Source organism: Arenibacter palladensis (genome assembly GCF_900129275.1).
GTDB classification, from domain to species: domain Bacteria; phylum Bacteroidota; class Bacteroidia; order Flavobacteriales; family Flavobacteriaceae; genus Arenibacter; species Arenibacter palladensis.
Genome location: NZ_FQUX01000009.1, coordinates 1 through 21,093, shown reverse-complemented (window position 1 = coordinate 21,093; position 21,093 = coordinate 1). Strand labels below are relative to the sequence as shown.

The following is a 21,093-nucleotide window of genomic DNA, read 5'->3' as shown; positions in this document are numbered from 1 at the left end:
CTTAAAGCTATAAAATGATGTCGGTAAAAGAAAATTTATTTTATACCAAACCCAGCAGTGAAGCCAATCAAAAATATTGATTTAACCAGGTTAAGTGGAGCCTACCTTTTTGGGTACTGTGGACTAGGCTTATTTTTTCCTGTTTAGGACCTTGTATTCTTCGTAACAGCTGCTGATGGCATCCAAGATCTGCAGGTCATTGGCCGTAGTAATAAAGGATTTGGAGTAATTGCAGTTGTTAAGGATGTCCTCTATATCTACCTTTTCCAATTGCAGCAACTCGGTCAAAGTTTCGCGGTCAAATTTTGAGGCCAAAAGATCTCTAATTTGATCGTCTTCCTTCATTTGGCGTAGTTTCCGCATTTGGTTGGGCTTCTTTCCGAATAAATTTCTCAACAAATCTGCAGGGTTAAGTATGGCGCCCAATACCTTGGTGACGGCACTTGGGTTCTTGCTCCCGGCTTCGTAACCCACAGACAATCCGGAGATACTATATTGAAAAGCATTGTTTAGGGGTAAGTTCTTGACGTCTATTTCCAAATAACCCGTTAGGGAGTAGGGTCTAACAATTACTTCTTCCAACGCATATGCCAATTCCGTAAGGGAAATTTTTGTTTCTTTAAATTTGAACATATCATTGGTAACCCTCACTTTTTGTGATTTAAACCCCAAAAAAGTAATGTAAAGGGTGTCGTTGACCTTAGCAGGAATGTTAAACTCTCCTTTTTCATTGGTAATTGTCCCTACCACCTCATTAAGATTCACGACATGGACACTCTCCATTGGCTGGTCGGTTTGGGCGTTTAGGACAACCGCTTTTAATTGTTTTACCTCTTGTTCATTTTTGTCGTCCTGGGAATATCCAAAAGAAACAATTATGAGGAATAGGGGCAAGAAATAATTTTTCATTAAATAAATTCGATGTTATAATTGGTAAACTAACTAAAAAAATACGCCGAAGCGTATTTTTTTAATATACAATTAACTAAAAGAAATCGCTTTTTCTCTTAGTTCTTCTTTTTCCTGAACTACTGGAAGGACTTCCTTTGGATGCGCTTCTGTCCCTTCTTCTTCCTTTATTGCGATCATTGTCCCTGGAATCGCGTCCTCCGCCACTTCTACTTCTATCACGTCTTCCACGGCTTCCGCCTCCGCCTCCGCCTCCGCCAGGATTTTTAGATACTTCAACATTAACAAATCTACCATCGACCTTAAATTCAGTGAAGGTTTTTAAAATGGCTTCGGTAGCAGCTGCATCCGTATTGAAGAAAGAAAAACTATCTTTTACATCAACTTTGAAAATATCGTCCTTACCAAGATTAACCGTGTCCCTTAAGAAATCTTTCAAGGACATCCAGTCATAGCCATCCTTTTCACCAACATTGATGAAGTATCTAACGTTGCCATCAGCTGGGATGCGGCTATCCCCATCCCTAGATCTTCCTCTTTCTGAACGATCGCCAGAGTCGGAGGTGTTTAGATCTTTGGTTTTGTTGTAGTAATTAAAGAAACGCGTAAATTCTACAGAAACTATTTTTTTGATAAGCTCCTCACGGTCAATACCTTGTAGTACATCATTTATAGCAGGCAAGTAATTGTCTACTTCCTCGTTAACCTTGGTGTCTTTAATCTTATTGGCCAAATGGTAAAGCTGTATTTCACATATTTCCATTCCCGTAGGAATTTTTTTGGAAATAAAATCCTGTTGAATTTTATTTTCTATGGCCTTGATTTTCCTAAGTTCACTTCTGGTAACAATGACCATGGAAATTCCGGATTTACCAGCTCTTCCTGTACGTCCACTTCGGTGAGTATAGGTCTCTATTTCATCTGGTAATTGATAATTGATAACATGGGTAATATCGTCAACATCAATACCACGAGCCGCCACATCGGTAGCAACCAACATTTGTATTTGTTTCTTACGGAAGGAATTCATTACCAAATCCCTCTGGTTCTGACTTAAGTCCCCGTGTAATGCACCAGCGTTGTAACCATCCTCTATCAACTTTTCTGCTACCTTTTGGGTATCCCTTTTTGTTCTACAGAAAATAACGGAGAATATATCAGGGTTGGTATCTGCAAGTCTTTTTAGGGCTGGATAACGATCACGACCACCAACTACGTAGTATTCGTGTTGTACCGTAGTTGCTCCAGAATTTTTTGTTCCTACCGTAATTTCTTGCGGACTGTGCATGAATTTTTTAGCTATTACCGCTACCTCTTTGGGCATGGTTGCTGAAAATAGCCAAGTAGACTTTTCTTTTGGTGTATTGGAAAGAATATCTTTGATATCCTCCATAAAGCCCATATTCAGCATTTCATCTGCCTCATCCAGAACACAGTAATCAATTTTGGAGATATCCACCAAGCCACGACCAATCATGTCTTTCATTCTACCTGGGGTAGCTACCACAATTTGGGCACCCCTTTTTATTTGTCTGGCCTGATCGGTAATACTGGCACCACCATAGATAGCAACAACATTAACCCCTTTTTCATACTTGGAATATAATGTAAGCTCATTGGTGATCTGAAGGCAAAGTTCCCTGGTAGGGGATAGTATTAAACCTTGTGTGGTTCTACTGTCGCTATCTATTTTTTGAATTAGTGGGAAACCGAATGCTGCGGTCTTTCCTGTACCTGTTTGTGCCAAGGCAACTAAATCGGTTTCACTTTCCAATAAGATTGGAATTGCTTTTTCTTGTACTTCCGAAGGTGATTCAAATCCCAAATCGGAAATAGCATTCAATAGGGACTGTTTAAGCCCCAATGCTTCAAATTTTGTCATAATATGTATTAAATAATCGCAAATATGTATGTTGCATAGAGCGATTATTCTTTATAACCTATTTAGACTCAGCGCAACACATGCTATACCAGCGGCGTTAATTGAAGCGGCAAAGGTACTGCTTATTTTTTAATTAAAATATTTTATTTTAAGTGGGTCTTATGGAGCCAGTATAAAACCGTAAACGGAAATTAAAATTCCAATGGCGCCAAACGACAACATGAGTAGAATGAAGTTTTTCTGTAATTTTTTGTTATCCCGAATAATTATACAAACTGCTCCTAGTACAATACATATCTGAAATAGTAATTTTCCCAGGTCGAATTTCTTGGTCGCTGATTCGTATTGCTGGGTAAGTTTTTCCCATTCGTTTATTCCTATGATTTTTCCCATTTCCCCGTCAAGGTCTTGAGCCCAATGCTCTCTTGGAACATTGGATGATCCCACCAGAATTTCGGTTTTTTCCGCCTCGTATTTTAATACCATGCTTTTGGTCTGGGCTATTTTGGTATTGATATTCTTAATTTTATCCTCGGGTATTATTCCAGTTTCCGTCAATGCGTTCAAATAGTCCAGTTCACTTTCCTTTAAACTTTGTTTTATACTTTTGGATTGGTACCAATTGGAATAGTTTACGAATTGGCTATGTGCGATCATCATTTCCTCTTCCAGATTATTGTTAACCAGTTCCGCTATGGCCAATAAGGCGGCAAATACAGCAATCAGTATTCCCCCAATGGTCTCGGTGCGTTCCAATAGCTTAGGAGTTGGTGGGGAGGTTTGCTCGGGTTTATTTGTTGACATGGGGTCTGTTTTTGAAAAATGCAAGTAATTGTTCTATTGCTTTGGCTCTGTGACTTATTTTGTTTTTGATGGAAAGAGGTAATTCGGCAAAAGTCTTGTCATAGCCGTTAGGCTTAAATATGGGGTCGTATCCAAAACCTTTTCCGCCTTTTTTTTGAGTTGTTATTTCGCCTTGAACAATTCCTTTAAAAAGAAATTGTTCCTTGTTGATATTTAGGGCGATAACGGTTTTAAAATGCGCGGATCTGTTGGTTTGTTTGTCCAATTGGAGCAGTAATTTGTCCATATTGTCATCTGCGTTCTTTTGTTCGCCTGCATATCTTGCAGAAAACACTCCTGGTGCCCCGTCCAAGGCATCCACCAAAAGTCCGGTGTCGTCTGCGAAACAGGGGTAACCGTAATTTTCCGTAACAAAATTGGCTTTAATGATTGCGTTGCCCTCCAAGTCGTTTGCAGTTTCAGGAATCTCATCCTTGCAACCTATATCCTCTAATGAAAGTAGTTCTATTTCCTTGGGAAATAGGATTTGTACTTCTTTAATCTTGTTGTGGTTGTGTGTTGCAAATACCAATTGCATTTTACCTAGTTTTGTAATTCTTTAGTTCGGGTTTGATAATCTTAAGGGGCAAACTAATTTTAAAAGTCTAAAAGTAGTAATTTTATTTTCTTATCATTTTATTATATTCTATGAAGTTAAAAATCCCGCCCCTTGTTGTCACTTTTGCTTTTGGGTTGTTAATGTATCTTCTGGCTACATATTTACCAGTAGGTTATTTTGATTTTTTTGGGAGATATTATTTAATGTATTTTCTTTTCTTTCTTGCATTATTAATTGGGGTGGTTTCATTGGTTCAATTTTTTGGTTCCAAGACCAGTATAGACCCACGTACCCCTACCAAAGTATCTAAATTGGTTACCGGCGGCCTATATCAGTATTCCAGAAATCCTATGTATTTGGCATTATTGCTCCTTCTTTTGGGCTGGGGGTTGTATCTGGGAAATGCTTTTAATACACTTTTGGCAGCAGGGTTTGTTTATTATATGAATACCTTTCAGATCATACCTGAGGAGGAAGCGTTGACGAATATGTTTGGGAAGGAATATCAGAAGTACTGCGTAATGGTGCGTCGTTGGTTTTAATTGTTTTATATAATCGATATAACTTATAAGTAAAAATATTAGTGTTTTAGCTTATATTTTAATATATTAGCATTTTAACTTATATATGGTAGCTATAATTACAGGGGATATTATTAATTCCGACCGCTATGCGGCCTCGGAATGGATGGATATTCTAAAGCCATATCTTGCTAGTCAGGGAAAAACGCCCAATGATTGGGAGATTTATAGGGGAGATGAATTTCAAATAAGAACAACCCCTGAAAGGGCCTTGTCAATGGCCATTCAGATCAAGGCCCTTATTAAGTCCATCAAGAATTTGGATGTAAGAATTGGAATAGGATTGGGGTCCGAAACGTTTGTGGGCAGTAGTGTGAGTCAGTCCAACGGGAAGGCTTACCAACGCTCAGGGAGAGTTTTTGAAACCTTAAAGGAGCAGAAACTTAATTTGGCGATAGTCACTGGGTATGACGATAGGGATAAAACTTTGAACCTTATGTTGAAACTTGCATTGAATTTTATGGACGATTGGTCTGTTGTTTCGGCACAAATGGTGAGTTTAACCCTAACAAAACCAAATGCTTCCCAACAGGAAGTTGCGGACCAACTGAAGATAAGGCAATCAGCGGTAAGCCAGCGATTAAAGCGGGCCCGGATGGATTTGGTATTGGATTTACTGGCGTATTACCGTGAAAATCTAAAGGATATAAAGGTATGATGTTGTTTACCAAGCTCTTATTGGCCCACCTTTTGGGGGATTTTCTATTTCAACCTACTAAATGGGTGGTGCATAAAGAGGCCAATAAGATAACGTCCAAATATCTATACCTACATATTTTGATCCATTTTGGACTTACCATGCTACTGCTTTGGGATATAGAATTGTGGTGGTGGGCAGTCATTATTGCTCTTTCGCATTATATGATCGATTTGTCAAAGATATATGCCGGCCCCTATTTTAAAAATAAGTCCATTCCATTTTTTATAGACCAGGCATTACATTTGGTTGTTTTGTATTGCTGTGCGTTTAATTCTAATTTAATAGGGCACACCGTAGGTCTTGTACGGGAAATAAATTGGCCGTTGGTTACTGCAGTGGTGTTTGCAAGTTATCCATCCTCCATTATTATGGCCAAATTATTGGAAGGTATGTCGGACAGAATAGAATTGGACCATAAATCCCTTCCGAACGCGGGTAAGTATATTGGTATTATAGAGCGCTTGTTTGTGCTAATCTTTATAATTTTAGGTAGATGGGAGGCAATTGGTTTGTTGATTACCGCCAAATCTGTTTTTAGGTTCAACGATCTTAAGGAAAGTAACTCAAGGAAGCTCACCGAGTATATATTGATAGGTACCTTGCTAAGTTTTGGACTGGCCATCCTAACGGGATTAATTTATCTTGGGGTCCGCTGAAGGTGATTTTTTGCCAGTGTAAGTGTATAGGTAGATCTTGTCAATTCCAGATCAACATTATTTTGGTGGGGATAATCGACGTATTATAGATTGGCCTAGAGACTAGCTTGAAGGAAAATTTTATCAATTTCATAATTTTGTAGGGGTGAAAAAATCATTTTCTTATATATTCCGAAGAAAATCATGTATTGAATACTTTTCTTCTTCATAATAGGGAGTTGGATAAAATTAATTCATACTTTTGCCCCTTAAAATTCAGATTCAATGGTTGCTGCAGGCAGAAAATATGTGTTTGACTTTGATAGTACCCTAACTAGGGTAGAGGCACTGGATGTTTTAGCGGAAATTACCCTCGATGGAAGATCGGATAAGGACGATATTATTCGGGAAATCCAAAAAATAACCAATTTGGGTATTGACGGGGATATTTCTTTTACCCAGTCCCTGGAAAAAAGAATCAATTTATTAAATGCCCACAAGGACGATTTGGACAATTTGGTACAATTACTTCGTCAAAAGATTTCCAAGTCGATAGAATCCAACAAGGATTTTTTTCATAATTATGCCGATGATATTTATGTAATTTCCTGCGGCTTTAAAGAGTTTATAGACCCCATAGTTGCCGAATACAATATTCCTGCAGACAGGGTGTATGCCAATACATTTCGATTTGACGAAAATGGAAAAATAATTGGATTTGACGAGGATAACGTCTTAGCCTCGCACAATGGAAAAATTGCCTGTTTAAAAAACTTGGACTTACAAGGGGAAGTACAGGTAATTGGAGACGGTTATAGTGACTATGTAATGCGCGAAGCTGGTATTGCGGATAAATTTTTCGCCTATACCGAGAATGTGCATAGAGAAAAGGCTGCGAGAAACGCAGACTATATTACACCTAATTTAGATGAATTTTTATTTGTGAATAAGTTGCCAAGAAAGATATCCTACCCAAAGAATAGAATTAAGATTTTATTGTTGGAAAATGTCCATCAAAATGCTTTTGACACCCTTTCTGAGGAAGGGTTTTCCGTGGAGCTGTTAAAACATAGTTTAACGGAAGAGGAGCTAATCGAAAAAATAAAGGGAGTGCACGTTCTAGGAATACGTTCCAAGACGCAGGTCACCAAAAATGTGTTGGCTGCGGCGGACAAATTAATGGTGGTTGGCGCTTTTTGTATAGGTACTACCCAAATAGACCTGGAGGCCTGCAAGAAGAAGGGGGTAGTGGTATTCAATGCACCATATAGCAATACAAGGTCTGTTGTGGAACTGGCTATTGGTGAGATTATCATGTTAATGAGGAGTATTTTTCCCCGCAGTACAGAAATCCATGCCGGTCAATGGAATAAGACTGCCGCCAATTCAAAAGAGGTGCGTGGTAAAAATCTAGGTATTGTAGGATATGGCAATATCGGAAAGCAATTGTCCGTATTGGCAGAGGCATTGGGAATGCGTGTCTACTATTACGATGTGGGTGATCAGTTGGCTTTGGGTAATGCCACCAAGTGTAGTACGTTGGAGGATTTGTTAAATGTTTCCGATGTTGTAACCTTGCACATAGACGATAATAAGGCCAATAAGAATTTTATTGGGGAAAGGGAAATCAACCAAATGAAGGATGGTGCCCTCTTTGTAAATCTCTCCAGAGGTTTTGTGGTGGACATTGAAGCTTTGGCCAATGCCCTGAAAAGTGGAAAGATAGCAGGAGCGGCCATAGATGTTTTTCCTGAGGAGCCTAGAAGTAACGGTGAATTCTTAACAGAGCTTAAAGGTTTGGAGAACGTTATTCTAACTCCACATATTGGAGGTAGTACGGAAGAAGCACAACGTGATATTGCAGATTTCGTTCCCAATAAAATAATGGACTATATTAATTCTGGAAATACTGTAGATGCTGTAAACTTTCCAAATATTAGACTGCCCAAACAGAATAATGCACATAGATTTTTGCATATTCACAAGAATGTTCCTGGGGTCATGGCGAAGATCAATGAAGTTTTGGCCCGTTATGATATGAACATTTCAGGACAATATCTTTCTACCGATAACGAGGTGGGATATGTAATCTCCGATTTGGACAAAGAGTATAACAAGGATGTGTTAAAGGCCCTTAAAAAAATAGACAATACTATTAAATTTAGGGTTCTGTATTAGGATACAACCGGTAATCATAACTTAAAACTGCCTTGAATTTATTTTTTGGCAGTTTTTTTTATGTCTTTTACCGATTTTTTTTTTGGAACCGAACATATTGTGCTAAACTGATTAGGTTCTGCACTGGGTTGGTACCTACTTTTTCAATCATTTTATCCTATTGATGATGGTAAGGTTCATTCCTTAGAATGGTAAAAGCCCTATATAGTTGCTCCACCATAAACAGTCGGACCATTTGATGCGAAAAGGTCATTTTTGATAAACTGATTTTGCCCTGGCTTTTTTGATAAACAGCATCGCTAAATCCGTAAGGGCCACCAATGACGAACACGAGTTGCTTTAAGCCGGAGTTCAGTTTTTTTTGTAGGTATTCCGAGAATTCCACAGAAGTTTTCTGTTTCCCGTTTTCATCCAACAGTATAAGTAAATCCGTGGGGTTTAGTTTGTTTAGAATGGCCTCACCCTCTTTTTCCTTTTGTTGTTTTTCGGATAGATTTTTGGTATTTTTTATGTCCGGTATTATTTCCAATTCGAACTTGATATAGTGTTTCAGCCTATTCTGATATTCCTCAATTAATTGGGTTAATTGAGTGCTATCTGTTTTTCCCAGTACTAATAGTTTTATGGTCATAGGGCAAATGTAATATGCTTATTTGAATCTCCAAAAAGAAGCTTATGTCTTAAAGGAAATATCCGTGAAAGGAATTACCGGGTTTAAATATAATAATTGGTTCGTAGTTACCTTGAAGGATTGTTTTATTTGGAACACTTATGTATTTAAGGAAATATCAATGGGGGTGGAATTGGAGAAACATTTTAGTAAATTAGCATAGAAAAAATAGTGCATGATATCAGAAGAACAATTTAGGAAAGAACTCGATATAATTATAAAGAACGCGATACGAGAGGATGTGGGTGATGGGGATCATAGTTCGCTGGCCTGTATTCCAGCCTATGCAAACGGAAAAGCTATGCTTTTGGTCAAGGACAAGGGCATTATTGCCGGAGTGGATTTTGCCAAAAAGGTCTTCGAATATGTAGATAGTGACTTAGACGTGGAAGTCCTGATTAAGGATGGTGCATCCGTAAAATTTGGGGATATAGCGTTTTATGTTTCAGGAAGTTCCCAAAGTATTTTAAAAGCGGAGAGGTTGGTACTCAATGCTATGCAAAGAATGAGTGCTATTGCCACTAAGACCAATTATTTTGTGCAACTTTTGGAAGGTACCAACACCAAGATATTGGATACCAGAAAGACAACCCCGGGAATAAGGGCGTTGGAAAAATGGGCGGTAAAGATAGGTGGAGGTGAAAATCATAGATTTGCCCTATATGATATGGTTATGTTAAAGGATAACCATATCGATTTTGCTGGTGGTATCACTAAGGCAATTCGGAAGACGCAAGAATATCTGGCCGACAAAAAATTGGATTTAAAAATTATAGTAGAGGCTAGAAACCTGGAAGAAGTAGAGATTATATTGAAGTCTAACGGAATATATAGAATTTTGCTGGATAACTTCAGTTTTGCCGATACCCAAAAAGCGGTAAAAATGATCGGGGATAAATGTCTAACAGAATCTTCAGGCGGAATTAATGAGGAAACCATACGGAAATATGCGGAATGCGGAGTTGATTTTATATCTTCTGGTGCATTAACCCATTCCATTTACAATATGGACCTCAGTCTTAAAGCAGTTTAAATGTCCCAGGAAATTGAAAGTAAACTGGAGAAGATTCCCATAGTTAATTGGATCGTGGGGCTAATGAAAAGCCTTAAGCTGCCAGGCTTTGAAGGGCTTTCTATTTATGACCTTATGGAGATGTATGCACTGGGAATCGTAAAGGGGGCCTTATCTACGCGTGCAAGCTCCATTTCCTTTAGTTTGTTTTTGGCCTTATTTCCGTTATTGATTTTTTTGGTCACCCTTATTCCGTTTATAATCCCCTATGTTTCTGTGGGAAATTCGAATTTTGACACGGAATTCCTGATTTTTTTGGAATCCTTTTTACCAAGGGCAACGGGTGATTATTTTAGTGAAATATATTTGCAGATCAGTGCACAGGAAAGGGGGGATGTCCTGTCTTCCGCTATCGCATTTATAACCTCGATTTTTTTGATGGCCAATGGGGTGAATGCAATTTTTGTAGGATTTGAAAACTCCTACCATGTAAATCTCAATCGCAGTATATTTAAGCAATATGTCTATGCCTTGATGGTGGGGTTGATGCTGTCTGTACTTCTACTATTGGGGGCGGTCATATTTGTTTATTTTGAGGCTTATGTGCTGATAGGCTTACACGATATAACACATAGGGGAATGGAATTGGAGGTGGACAAAAGTGAGTTTATTTTGGTGCAATGGGGTAAGTTTTTGTTTCTAGGTTTGTTGGCCTATTTCATAACGGCTATTTTATACTATTTTGGAACCAAGGAGGGAAGGCAGGCCAGATTTTTTTCAGCTGGGGCCCTTATGACTACCTTGCTCTTTATCCTTACTTCCTATTTGTTCGGGGTATATGTGGAAAAATTTGCCCGATATAACGAATTATACGGAGCATTGGGAGGTTTATTGATATTATTGGTATTTATTTGGTTAAATTCCAATATCTTGCTACTGGGGTTTGAACTAAACGCCTCATTAAACTCTTTAAGAAAACAATATGAAAAACATGATGGGAAGGAATAAATGGGCAATGTGGGGTGTTTTTATGCTTTTTTCTTTGTCAGCTTCGGCACAAAGTATCTTTGGAAAATGGAAGACCATAGATGACAGGACAGGTAATCCCAAAGCTATTATCAGTATTTATGAGGAAGACGGACTTATGTACGGCCATGTCGTGGAGATTTTGGAGGAAGGAAGGGAAGATGCTCTATGCGAAAAATGTGACGGTGACAAAAAGAACCAACCAATAGTTGGGATGAAAATAATTGAAGAGGTGGAACACATTGGCAATGGGGAATGGAAGGGCAAAACCCTGTTCGATCCGGAACAGGCAATGACCTTTAGGTGTAAATTGTGGCTAAATCCCGATAATCCGGACGAACTAAAGGTCAGGGGATATTTGGCTTTCATCTACCGTACCCAGACATGGATAAGGGTGGAAGGATAGAATTTTAGGGAATATGCAGGATTTTATCAATGTTATTTTACCCATTCCTATAGAAAAGCTCTTTACCTATAAGGTTACCGAGGAAGAGGCGAAATTATTAAAACCTGGAATGAGGGTTGCCGTTCCCTTCGGAAAGTCGAAAATATATACGGCCTTGGTGTTCGAAATCCACAACACCCCTCCTATAGTCTACGAAGCAAAGCAGATCGATCAAATTTTGGAAGATCATCCGGTTGTGACCAAGGTGCAACTTAAGTTTTGGCATTGGTTGGCCCAATATTACATGTGTTCTATCGGGGAAGTTTTTCGGGCGGCCGTACCCAGTGCTTTGTTATTGGAAAGTGAAACTTTAATACTGAGGAACGAAAGGGCAACTATTGAGGAAAGCGATTTGCTCGATGATGAATTTATGGTTTTTGAGGCCTTGCAGCATCAATCAATATTAAGGGTTCAGGAAATAAGTGATATCCTGGACAAAAAGAATATCATTCCCGTTTTAAATAGGTTGCTCAAAAAGAATATCATCTTTCTTAAGGAAGAGATGTATGAGCAATACAAGCCCAAATTGGTGAGATATGTTCAACTGGGAAAAAGCCATAGGTCGGAAGAGAATTTGGAGGCCTTGTTGAATGGCATGACCAGAGCTCCTAAACAGAGCCAAGTGGTATTGACCTTGTTTCAATTACAAGCGGTAACTAAAAAGCCCGTTAAAGTGAGCGATCTGGAAAATGCCAGTAATAGTTCCAGTGCAATCATAAAGACCTTGATAGATAAGGGTATTTTGGAGGAACAATTTGTTCAGACAGATAGGGTGGTGTACGAAGGAGGTGATGAAACGGAAACCTTAAAATCTTTAAACGACTTTCAGAAGGAGGCTCTCAAGGATATAAAAAGCTCTTTTAAGGATAACAAGGTAGTACTTTTGCATGGGGTTACCTCTTCCGGAAAAACAGAAGTCTATGTTAAGCTGATCGAAGAATATGCAAACCAAGGAAAACAAGCGCTTTATTTGCTTCCTGAAATTGCCCTTACTACCCAGTTAATTTCTAGATTGCAGGCTTATTTTGGAGAAAAAGTGGCCGTATACCATTCCAAGTACAATGTGCAGGAAAGGGTAGAGGTCTGGAACAATGTCTTGGAAAATAAGCCGGTTGCCCAGATAGTCATAGGGGCTAGGTCTGCGTTGTTTTTGCCTTTTAATGATTTGGGATTGGTTATTGTGGATGAGGAGCATGAAAGCTCCTTTAAACAATATGACCCGGCCCCAAGATATCATGCAAGGGACGCTGCCATAGTTCTGGGTAATTTGCACGGCAGTGATATCCTTTTGGGTTCCGCCACGCCAAGCGTGGAAAGCTTTTATAATGTAAAGGTTGGCAAGTACGGCTATGCCCATATAGAAAGAAGATATGGAAATGTACTTATGCCGGACATGGAATTGGTAGATATAAAGGAGCAGTCCAGAAAAAAGAGGATGAAAGGACATTTTTCAGAGCGACTATTGGAGGAAATTACCGAAACCTTGGATAATGGGGAGCAGGTTATTCTCTTTCAAAATAGACGTGGGTTTGCGCCCATAATGGAATGTACTACCTGCGGGCATGCCCCCCAATGTCCAAATTGCGACGTAAGTTTAACCTATCATCAGCACAGAAAACAATTGCGATGTCACTATTGCAGTTATCATATAGCCCTTCAGGAAACGTGCCAGGCTTGTGGGAGCGCTACCTTGGATACCAAAGGTTTTGGGACGGAGCAGGTAGAACAGGAACTTAATACATTGTTTCCAAAGGCCAATGTTGGCAGGATGGATTTGGATACCACTAGAGGGAAACATGGTTATGAAAAGATTATCACCTCTTTTGAGCAACAGGAAATAGACATTCTTGTAGGAACCCAAATGCTTACCAAAGGGTTGGATTTTAGGAATGTAAACCTGGTAGGAATCATGAACGCGGATTCATTGCTGAATTTCCCCGATTTTAGGGCCCATGAAAGGAGTTTTCAGTTGCTTACCCAAGTAGCCGGTAGGGCAGGGAGGACCAAGAAAAGGGGTAAGGTGATTATTCAGAGTTACAATCCCAATCATAGGATATTACAGCAGGTAACTACCAATGATTATTTAGGAATGTTTCAGGAACAGATTTATGAAAGGGAACAGTATAAGTACCCTCCAATAAACAGAATTATTAAGATTACCTTTAAGCACAAGGATTACAATAAACTTAATGATGCTGCTGAATGGTTTGCCAAATCGTTGAGAAATAGTTTTGGCGGAAACGTATTGGGACCGGAATACCCGCCTGTGGCAAGAATCCGAAATCAATACATTAAGAATGTTATTGTCAAGATCGGGGAAAATTACTCCTTGGTAAAAACAAAAAATAGCATTAAAAGAATTGAAAAATCCTTTAATGCTATTTCCTATTACAGAGGTGTTAGGGTAATCTACAATGTAGATCACATATAACTATCTAAAAATTATTTAGAGCCTCTGCCAATTCAGTTTTCTTATTTCTACTTAGAGGTATTTGTTTTCCACTAACTTCTACATTTTTACTATTAAACTTCTCTACTTTCTCCAAGTTGACAATATAGGATTTGTGAATTCTCAAAAACTTGTCTTCCGGCAACTGTTTTTCAAAAGATTTCATTGTTGATAAAATTACGATATTGGCCTCATCTGTAACTAGTTTTATGTAGTCGCCCAAGGCTTCGATCCATTTTATCTCGTTCAAAATAACCTTTCTTTTCTTTAAGTTACTCTTAACAAATATATGTTCTTCGTCTTCCGTTACCTTATTGATTTGCTCGTATTTTGCTACGGCCCGCTTAACGGATGCGTCAAAACGTGAAAGGGTAATAGGTTTGTGAAGGTAATCCGTTACATCGTAGTCAAATGCCTTAAGGGCATAATCGGGTTTTCCGGTGATCAAAATTACCTGAGGACTGTTATCCAAGGACTCCAATAGGTCGAATCCAGTGATAATGGGCATCTCTACATCTAAGAAAATTAAATCGATTTCATTGTTTTTGATGCCGTTCTTGGCCTCAATGGCGTTACTGTACTCAGCTACCAAAGCCAGATTCGGATGGTTATTCACCAGTTTGGCAACTGCCATCCGCTGCATGGACGAGTCGTCCACGATAATGCTTCTTAATTTCATAAATGGTTGATTTGTGGGGTTAAATCATCGACAAAGTACTTAAAAATCACGCTGATGTACAACAAAAGTTGTAAACATTGCAGTAATTGTTGTGTAAATGGCAATGACCATAGTTTAATTGTTTTTGGTTAAGTTCGATATTATGTTTTCTCTAGGTATAACGAAGATTTTTCCATTTTCTTGTGATATGAACAAAAAATAATTACTTTTGCACACTTAAAAAATTTTAAACATATGAACAATTACGAAACTGTTTTCATTTTAAATCCCGTTCTATCTGATGTTCAGATAGAGGAAACAGTTAAGAAATTTGAGGATTTCTTAATTAACAAAGGTGCCAAGATGGTAGCCAAAGAAAACTGGGGGCTAAAGAAATTGGCCTATCCTATCCAACACAAGAAAAGTGGTTTTTACCATTTGTTCGAGTTTACAGCTGAAGGCGACGTTGTTGCCCCTTACGAATTGGAATTCAGAAGGGACGAGCGAGTTATGCGTTTTCTAACTGTGAAATTAGACAAGCACGCCGTATCATGGGCAGAAAGAAGAAGAACAAAGTTAAAAGCTAAAGCGTAAGGATTATGGCATCAATAGAACAACAAGCAAAAGGTAAAAAAGACGGAGAGATCAGATATCTTACTCCTCTTAATATAGAGACCAATACTCAAAAGAAATATTGTCGTTTCAAAAAGTCAGGTATTAAATATGTAGATTACAAGGATCCTGATTTCTTGATTAAATTGGTAAATGAGCAAGGTAAATTGCTTCCAAGAAGACTTACTGGAACTTCCTTGAAATATCAGCGTAAAGTGGCTGTTGCTGTAAAAAGAGCGCGTCATTTAGCTTTAATGCCTTATGTTGGCGATTTATTAAAATAAAAAGAAACGGACGATGGAACTTATATTAAAGGAAGACGTACAAAACTTAGGTTTTAAAGATGATTTGGTGAACGTAAAGAATGGTTTTGGTAGAAATTACCTAATCCCTAGAGGATTGGCCTCTTTAGCTACGCCATCAGCCAAAAAAGTATTGGCAGAGAACCTAAAACAAAGAGCTCACAAAGAGAAGAAGATTGTTGATGCTGCCAATAAGACTGCAGAAGCCATTAAACAATTGGAAATCAAGATTGCTGCAAAAGCTGGTGCCGGAGATAAATTATTTGGATCTATCACCAATATAGATTTGGCCGATGCTTTGGAAAAAGCTGGACATTCTTTGGATAGAAAATATATATCTATTCAAGGTGGTGCTGTAAAAAGGACTGGTCCTTACAATGCTCAAATAAGATTGCACAGAGATGTGGTAGTCGATTTTCCATTTGAAGTGGTTGCAGAGGCAAAAGGATAATCTTATCCGGATAAGTAATATGAAAGGCCGCATTTATGTGGCCTTTTTTATGTTAATTACCTTAAAATTCACAGCAAAAAAATGTTCCATATGTCCACCCTGGTTTCATGGGCAGGGCATTATTGAAATTTAGTGGCAAAATGAAATACTTAAGACTAACAAGACAGCAGCTAGAAGAGTTGCACCAAGAGTTTATCAATTTTTTGGCTACCCAGTCCATTACAGGGGAAGAATGGGAAAAGTTGAAGAAAGAAAAACCGGAGGTAGCAGAGGAGGAACTGGATGTTTTTAGCGATTTAATTTGGGAGGGAGTATTGTCCAAAGTAAAGTTTTTGGAAAATATATCCGCACAGCAAATGCATTTATTCCATACAGAAGAAAAGGAAATGAAGCTTATATCCGTAAAGGTGATGAATCCGGATGTTGATCTTAGTACCAAAGAGGGCTTTTCTTGGTTCAGAAAAAACTATCAATCAGATTTTGTGGAATATTTAACGGCCTCCAAAGCGTATTCTGCCGATAAAAACCTGGATAAGTTTAATTTAATAAAACAAGGAGCTGTGATTACCAAAGGAGAACTATACAAATGGTTCGATAATCTAATAGGTTAATTTTATGCTATCCGGCATAGGCAAAATTCTACAATCCACTATATTTACAACAGAATTATAAACAATGGCACAAAAACCATCCATACCTAAAGGAACTAGGGACTTTTCCCCTTCTGAAGTCAATAAGAGAAATTATATTTTTGATGTGGTAAAAAAGCATTTTCAGACCTACGGTTTTCAACCTATTGAAACACCGTCCTTTGAAAATTCTGAAACCTTAATGGGGAAATATGGTGACGAAGGCGATCGATTGATCTTTAAAATTCTTAATTCCGGGGATTTTTTGAATAAGGTGAATGATGCTCTATATGCTACTAAAGACTCAAGTGCCATAACCTCAAAGATTTCGGAGAAGGCACTGCGTTATGATCTTACCGTGCCCTTTGCCCGTTACGTGGTAATGCATCAAAATGAAATCGACTTTCCTTTTAAACGATATCAGATCCAACCGGTATGGCGTGCAGATAGACCCCAAAAAGGGCGTTTTCGTGAATTTTTTCAGTGCGATGCCGATGTGGTAGGGTCAGATTCACTGTTGCAGGAAGTGGAATTGGTACAGTTGTACGATGCTGTTTTTACGGATTTAAAGCTGGAAGGAGTAACCATTAAGTTAAACAACAGGAAGATATTGGCCGGGATTGCGGAAGTCATCGGGGAACGCGATAAATTGATCGACTTTACCGTGGCTTTGGATAAGCTGGACAAAATAGGGATTGATGGGGTTTCCAAAGAAATGAGGGAAAAAGGTATTTCTGATGCAGCCATTGAAAAAGCGGCCCCTTTATTTGCACTGAGTGGAAGTAACTTGGAGCAGCTTTCGGTTTTAAGTGAATTGTTAAGGGATTCCGAGGAAGGGAGCAAAGGAGTAGGGGAGTTAAGATTTATTATTGAAACTTTGGAGGAACTAGGATTACAATCTGCAAACCTAAGGATAGATGTTACTTTGGCTAGGGGACTTAATTACTATACCGGGGCCATATTTGAAGTAGCTGCTCCGGAAGGAGTAAGTATGGGGTCTATTGGTGGCGGCGGACGTTATGACGACCTTACCGGCATCTTTGGGCTTAAAGATGTGAGCGGAGTAGGGATCTCTTTTGGTCTGGACCGTATTTATTTAGTATTGGAAGAGTTGGGGCTGTTTCCTGAAACCATTGATCAATCCTTACAGGTCCTCTGCGTTAATTTCGGGGAAAAGGAAGCGTTGACTTCTTTAAAACTGGTTCATCAATTAAGGAGGGCAGGTATTAAATGTGATCTTTATCCGTCTAGTGCCAAGATGCAGAAACAAATGAAATATGCCAATAATAGGAATGTTCCTTTTGTGGTGTTGATCGGGGAGCAGGAATTGGGTAGCAATTCCTTTGTGGTTAAGGATATGGTTAAAGGAGGGCAACAAACATATAGCTTAGATACCCCTGAGCTATTTTACCAAGGCCTATAGCCGTTTCTTTATGGCGTTCAACACAGTGTTGTAATAATCCATATCATAAGGCACGTATTTCTTGGAATGTATTTTGCTTTCCAGTTCCTTTTTCAATCTGTCCATTGAAATCAGGCTAAGATCGGCCACTTCGCTTTCTTGCATTTCAAGCGTGGCCAAGGGTACTTTCAATTCACATAAAAAGGTATGGTGAAATTCACAGTCCAATAAATCTTTATGATGTTGGTGGCTGTATTTGAATACCCCTATTTTGAGCAGGTCTTTGCTTTTTGTTGGAAGTCCTATCTCTTCCTGGACTTCCCTAATGGCAGATTCCGTTACATCCTCACCGGCACCTATATGGCCTGCCACGGATACATCCCAAAGTCCGGGATGGGTATCTTTGTTTTTGGCGCGTTGTTGAATAAGTATTTCCCCGTTTTTGGTAAAAAGCCAAACATGTATACTAGGGTGAAAAACACCCTTTCTGTGTGCCTCTGATTTCATGATGGATTTGCCGGTGTAATTCCCTTCGGCATCCAATACGTCTATTAATTCATCCATGTAAGCCTATATTGAATAATTGATTGAATACATATTACAAAAAAAATCCTCCCCAAAAAGGGAGGATTTTCGGTAAAGACTATTCAAAGTAGCTAAAAGTTTCTCCTTCATTTATATTTAAAAGTGTTTCGTAGATCAACCGAATAACGTTTTCCACATCATCCTTATGTACTGTTTCAACAGTGGTATGCATATATCTCAGGGGTAGGGAAATCAATACTGACGCCACTCCGCCATTGCTGTAGGCAAAGGCATCGGTATCCGTACCGGTGTATCTCGAAGCGGCCATGCGCTGAAAAGGAATCTTGTTGGTTTCGGCAGTTTCAATAATTCGTTCACGAAGTTTATTTTGCACGGCCGGGGCATAGGAGATTACTGGGCCTGCACCTATTTCGGTATGACCTTGTTTCTTTTTCTCGATCATGGGCGTAGTGGTGTCATGGCAAACGTCCGTGACTATCGCAATGTTCGGTTTTATGGTCTGGGTAATCATTTCAGCGCCCTTTAATCCAATTTCTTCCTGTACGGCATTGGTTATATATAGTCCAAACGGGAGCGTCTTTTTGTTTTCCTTGAGGAGTCGGGCCACTTCGGCGATCATAAAACCACCAACGCGGTTGTCTATGGCGCGACAAACAAATTTATCTTTGTTCAGAATTTGGAAGGTGTCCGGGTAGGTAATTACGCATCCAACGTGTACCCCCAATTTTTCCACTTCCGCCTTGTCTTTGGCGCCTATATCTATAAAAATATTGTCCAATTTTGGGGGCTCTTCTTTGGAGCTGTCCCTAGTGTGTATGGCCGGCCATCCAAATATACCTTTTACGATTCCTTTTTTGGTGTGGATATCCACCCATTTTGAAGGAGCAATTTGGTGATCGCTTCCTCCGTTACGGATAACATAGATCAAACCGTTGTCGGTTATGTAGTTGACATACCAGGATATTTCATCGGAATGTCCTTCTATAACCACTTTATATTTGGCATCTGGATTTATGACCCCTACGGCAGTTCCATAAGTGTCGGTGATAAAAGTATCTACATAAGGTTTTAAATACTCCATCCATAATTTTTGCCCTTCCCATTCGTAACCTGTGGGGGAGGCATTGTTTAAATATTTCTCTAAAAAATCTATGGATTTTTTGGTAAGGATCTTTTTAGCGCTCATTTACGTATATTTTGGATACAAACTTAACAATATTCACTTTTAATTAATAATATCATTCTTTCTTTATCGTTAATTTTGGCAAGGCTTTTGTATTTTGTGTTGGCAATGGGAAAAAGATTATTAGTAATACTTTTTGGTGTAGTGGGATTTATGGGCTTTGGGCAGGTTGCAGAAGAAACTTTGGATTCCTTGGCCCAGCAATATATAATAATGGAGGGGGATTCCGTACTTCAGAGTTCCATTGCCTTAAATGAAGTGTATGTATTTGGCAGACTTAAATTTTCCTCCTATAATGATAAGTTAAGGTATTATATTCTTCGTAGAAAAACCATGAAGGTGTATCCCTATGCCAAATTGGCTGCAGAAAGGTTGGTAGAACTGAACGACAGTTTGGAGCATATAAAAAAGAATTCCCATAAAAGGAGGTTTACACGCAAGGTTCAAAAATTTATTGAGGACGAGTTTTCGGAAGAATTAAAGAAATTAACGCGTACCGAAGGGCAGATTTTGGTAAAGCTGATCTACAGGCAAACGGGGGTCACCGCTTTTGATCTGGTAAAAGAGTTACGGAGTGGTTGGCGTGCTTTCTGGTACAATACCACGGCTAAAATGTTCAACATAAGTATTAAGGAAGAATTCCATCCCGATTTGGTGCATGAGGATTACCTTATAGAGGATATTCTGCAACGGGCCTTTGCTGATTTTAGTTTGGAAAGACAGCCTTCCGTTTTGGAATACGATTACGCTACCCTTACCAACATCTGGAAAGAGCAGAACAAGTCCAAGGAGTAGGGGTTGAGTATTCTCTATGTTTCCTGAACAATTATAATATAATTTTTTTGGCGTTCCCTCCTTATATCGGGCCGTGTGCTTTGCCGTATCCCTTGCCCTGCTCCGGGGGTGCGGCTGCGCCCCCTGCCCTCTGCGGGCGGGCCCAGCGCGGCCTGTAGTAATTTTAACGCGTCTTTGTTTTGCGGTACGGGGAAAAAGCGTTAAATTGTTTTCCCTTTTTGCGGGTCGTCCGGTGTCGCAATATGCTTGTTGACAGCGTGTTGTGGCGTGCCCTTAAAAAAAGGCGAAAAAAGTTTCAAAAAACCCTTGTGGATTTAAAAAAGGGTGGTAGATTTGCACCCCGCTAACGAAGCAATGTCGGAGTCGGCGGAAAAGGTGTTCGGAGCGCCACGTTCATTAAAGTTGTTGTTTCCGGTCTACGGGCAAAAAGAAAAAATAATTTTTTTTCAAAAAAGCTTGGCGGATTAAAAAAAGGCTGTACATTTGCAGCCGCTTTGGGAGACAGGGCGAACGAAAAGAAGTAAACAAGTTCATTGATATATTGTAAAGACAGCGCGCCACATGCTTGGAAACGGGTATGTGGTGCAGAAAAAGAAATCGAAATAACGGGCCGGGAAAATGCTTTT

General features: G+C 39.1%; 23 protein-coding genes. 14 read left to right on the top strand and 9 right to left on the bottom strand.

Annotation, left to right across the window (positions count from 1 at the left end):
* Positions 1-129 precede the first annotated feature (129 nt).
* The 4 genes from BUA60_RS18845 to BUA60_RS18830 form a co-directional block, all read right to left on the bottom strand.
* Complete coding sequence (locus BUA60_RS18845) at positions 130-909, bottom strand: carboxypeptidase-like regulatory domain-containing protein (protein ID WP_072864470.1); 780 nt, start codon at positions 907-909, stop codon at positions 130-132.
* A gap of 76 nt (positions 910-985) precedes the next feature.
* A complete protein-coding gene (locus tag BUA60_RS18840; protein ID WP_072864468.1) occupies positions 986-2,791 on the bottom strand; it encodes a DEAD/DEAH box helicase in 1,806 nt (601 codons plus the stop codon).
* A 159-nt stretch (positions 2,792-2,950) separates the two neighbouring features.
* Complete coding sequence (locus BUA60_RS18835; RefSeq protein WP_072864466.1) at positions 2,951-3,595, bottom strand: DUF4337 domain-containing protein; 645 nt, start codon at positions 3,593-3,595, stop codon at positions 2,951-2,953.
* Positions 3,582-4,172, bottom strand: a complete 591-nt coding sequence (locus tag BUA60_RS18830) for a non-canonical purine NTP diphosphatase (protein ID WP_072864465.1) — start codon at positions 4,170-4,172, stop codon at positions 3,582-3,584. The genes BUA60_RS18835 and BUA60_RS18830 overlap by 14 nt, the downstream gene beginning before the upstream one ends.
* A gap of 110 nt (positions 4,173-4,282) precedes the next feature.
* Here BUA60_RS18830 and BUA60_RS18825 point away from each other — a divergent pair, with 110 nt between their 5' ends.
* From BUA60_RS18825 to serA, 4 genes are all read left to right on the top strand, one after another.
* A complete protein-coding gene (locus BUA60_RS18825) occupies positions 4,283-4,735 on the top strand; it encodes a methyltransferase family protein (protein ID WP_072864464.1) in 453 nt (150 codons plus the stop codon).
* Positions 4,736-4,820: 85 nt separating this feature from the next.
* Complete coding sequence (locus BUA60_RS18820; RefSeq protein ID WP_072864462.1) at positions 4,821-5,432, top strand: SatD family protein; 612 nt, start codon at positions 4,821-4,823, stop codon at positions 5,430-5,432.
* On the top strand, positions 5,429-6,130 hold the full coding sequence (locus BUA60_RS18815) for a DUF3307 domain-containing protein (protein WP_072864460.1): 702 nt from the start codon (positions 5,429-5,431) through the stop codon (positions 6,128-6,130). The genes BUA60_RS18820 and BUA60_RS18815 overlap by 4 nt, the downstream gene beginning before the upstream one ends.
* A 264-nt stretch (positions 6,131-6,394) precedes the next feature.
* Complete coding sequence (serA, locus tag BUA60_RS18810; RefSeq protein WP_072864459.1) at positions 6,395-8,287, top strand: phosphoglycerate dehydrogenase; 1,893 nt, start codon at positions 6,395-6,397, stop codon at positions 8,285-8,287.
* A gap of 157 nt (positions 8,288-8,444) precedes the next feature.
* On the opposite strand, the gene rlmH is transcribed toward serA, so the two are convergent.
* On the bottom strand, positions 8,445-8,918 hold the full coding sequence (gene rlmH, locus BUA60_RS18805) for a 23S rRNA (pseudouridine(1915)-N(3))-methyltransferase RlmH (protein WP_072864457.1): 474 nt from the start codon (positions 8,916-8,918) through the stop codon (positions 8,445-8,447).
* A 214-nt stretch (positions 8,919-9,132) separates the two neighbouring features.
* On the opposite strand from rlmH, the gene nadC reads away from it, so the two are divergent.
* The 4 genes from nadC to priA are packed head-to-tail and all read left to right on the top strand — an operon-like array spanning position 9,133 to position 13,871.
* A complete protein-coding gene (nadC, locus tag BUA60_RS18795; RefSeq protein WP_072864454.1) occupies positions 9,133-9,990 on the top strand; it encodes a carboxylating nicotinate-nucleotide diphosphorylase in 858 nt (285 codons plus the stop codon).
* Positions 9,991-10,977 (top strand): YihY/virulence factor BrkB family protein, encoded by a 987-nt coding sequence (locus BUA60_RS18790; RefSeq protein WP_072864452.1) that lies wholly within the window; start codon positions 9,991-9,993, stop codon positions 10,975-10,977.
* Positions 10,952-11,401, top strand: coding sequence for a DUF2147 domain-containing protein (locus tag BUA60_RS18785; protein ID WP_317043216.1), 450 nt, complete (start codon positions 10,952-10,954; stop codon positions 11,399-11,401). Before BUA60_RS18790 ends, BUA60_RS18785 begins: the two co-directional genes overlap by 26 nt.
* Before the next feature lie 13 nt (positions 11,402-11,414).
* Positions 11,415-13,871 carry a replication restart helicase PriA gene (gene priA, locus BUA60_RS18780; RefSeq protein WP_072864451.1) on the top strand — a complete coding sequence of 819 codons (2,457 nt, stop codon included), beginning with the start codon at positions 11,415-11,417 and terminating at the stop codon, positions 13,869-13,871.
* Positions 13,872-13,875: 4 nt separating this feature from the next.
* Here the strand turns inward: priA and BUA60_RS18775 are convergent, their stop codons facing one another.
* Positions 13,876-14,568, bottom strand: coding sequence for a LytR/AlgR family response regulator transcription factor (locus tag BUA60_RS18775; protein WP_031444569.1), 693 nt, complete (start codon positions 14,566-14,568; stop codon positions 13,876-13,878).
* A gap of 234 nt (positions 14,569-14,802) precedes the next feature.
* On the opposite strand from BUA60_RS18775, the gene rpsF reads away from it, so the two are divergent.
* The 5 genes from rpsF to hisS all read left to right on the top strand — a co-directional run bounded on the left by rpsF (position 14,803) and on the right by hisS (position 17,964).
* On the top strand, positions 14,803-15,141 hold the full coding sequence (gene rpsF / locus BUA60_RS18770; RefSeq protein WP_031444568.1) for a 30S ribosomal protein S6: 339 nt from the start codon (positions 14,803-14,805) through the stop codon (positions 15,139-15,141).
* Between the two features lie 2 nt (positions 15,142-15,143).
* Entirely contained in the window at positions 15,144-15,443 is a 300-nt protein-coding gene (gene rpsR, locus BUA60_RS18765; protein WP_176225701.1) for a 30S ribosomal protein S18, read from the top strand.
* A 13-nt stretch (positions 15,444-15,456) separates the two neighbouring features.
* Positions 15,457-15,912 (top strand): 50S ribosomal protein L9, encoded by a 456-nt coding sequence (gene rplI, locus BUA60_RS18760; protein ID WP_072864449.1) that lies wholly within the window; start codon positions 15,457-15,459, stop codon positions 15,910-15,912.
* Positions 15,913-16,052: 140 nt separating this feature from the next.
* Positions 16,053-16,523 (top strand): DUF6495 family protein, encoded by a 471-nt coding sequence (locus BUA60_RS18755; protein WP_072864758.1) that lies wholly within the window; start codon positions 16,053-16,055, stop codon positions 16,521-16,523.
* A 64-nt stretch (positions 16,524-16,587) separates the two neighbouring features.
* Positions 16,588-17,964, top strand: coding sequence for a histidine--tRNA ligase (hisS, locus tag BUA60_RS18750; protein WP_072864447.1), 1,377 nt, complete (start codon positions 16,588-16,590; stop codon positions 17,962-17,964).
* On the opposite strand, the gene BUA60_RS18745 is transcribed toward hisS, so the two are convergent.
* Together BUA60_RS18745 and BUA60_RS18740 are read right to left on the bottom strand one after the other, a co-directional pair.
* Complete coding sequence (locus BUA60_RS18745; protein ID WP_072864445.1) at positions 17,959-18,507, bottom strand: NUDIX hydrolase; 549 nt, start codon at positions 18,505-18,507, stop codon at positions 17,959-17,961. The two genes, hisS and BUA60_RS18745, sit on opposite strands and share 6 nt — an antisense overlap.
* Positions 18,508-18,586: 79 nt before the next feature.
* Positions 18,587-19,675: a M42 family metallopeptidase gene (locus BUA60_RS18740; RefSeq protein ID WP_072864443.1), complete on the bottom strand. Its 1,089-nt coding sequence runs from the start codon at positions 19,673-19,675 to the stop codon at positions 18,587-18,589.
* 105 nt (positions 19,676-19,780) lie between these two features.
* Here BUA60_RS18740 and BUA60_RS18735 point away from each other — a divergent pair, with 105 nt between their 5' ends.
* The gene (locus tag BUA60_RS18735; RefSeq protein ID WP_072864441.1) at positions 19,781-20,467 is read left to right on the top strand and encodes a DUF4294 domain-containing protein; all 687 of its coding nucleotides are present in this window, start codon (positions 19,781-19,783) and stop codon (positions 20,465-20,467) included.
* 343 nt (positions 20,468-20,810) lie between these two features.
* Here the strand turns inward: BUA60_RS18735 and BUA60_RS23085 are convergent.
* The coding region (locus BUA60_RS23085) for a hypothetical protein (RefSeq protein ID WP_178347034.1) at positions 20,811-21,093 on the bottom strand (283 nt) is incomplete at its 5' end.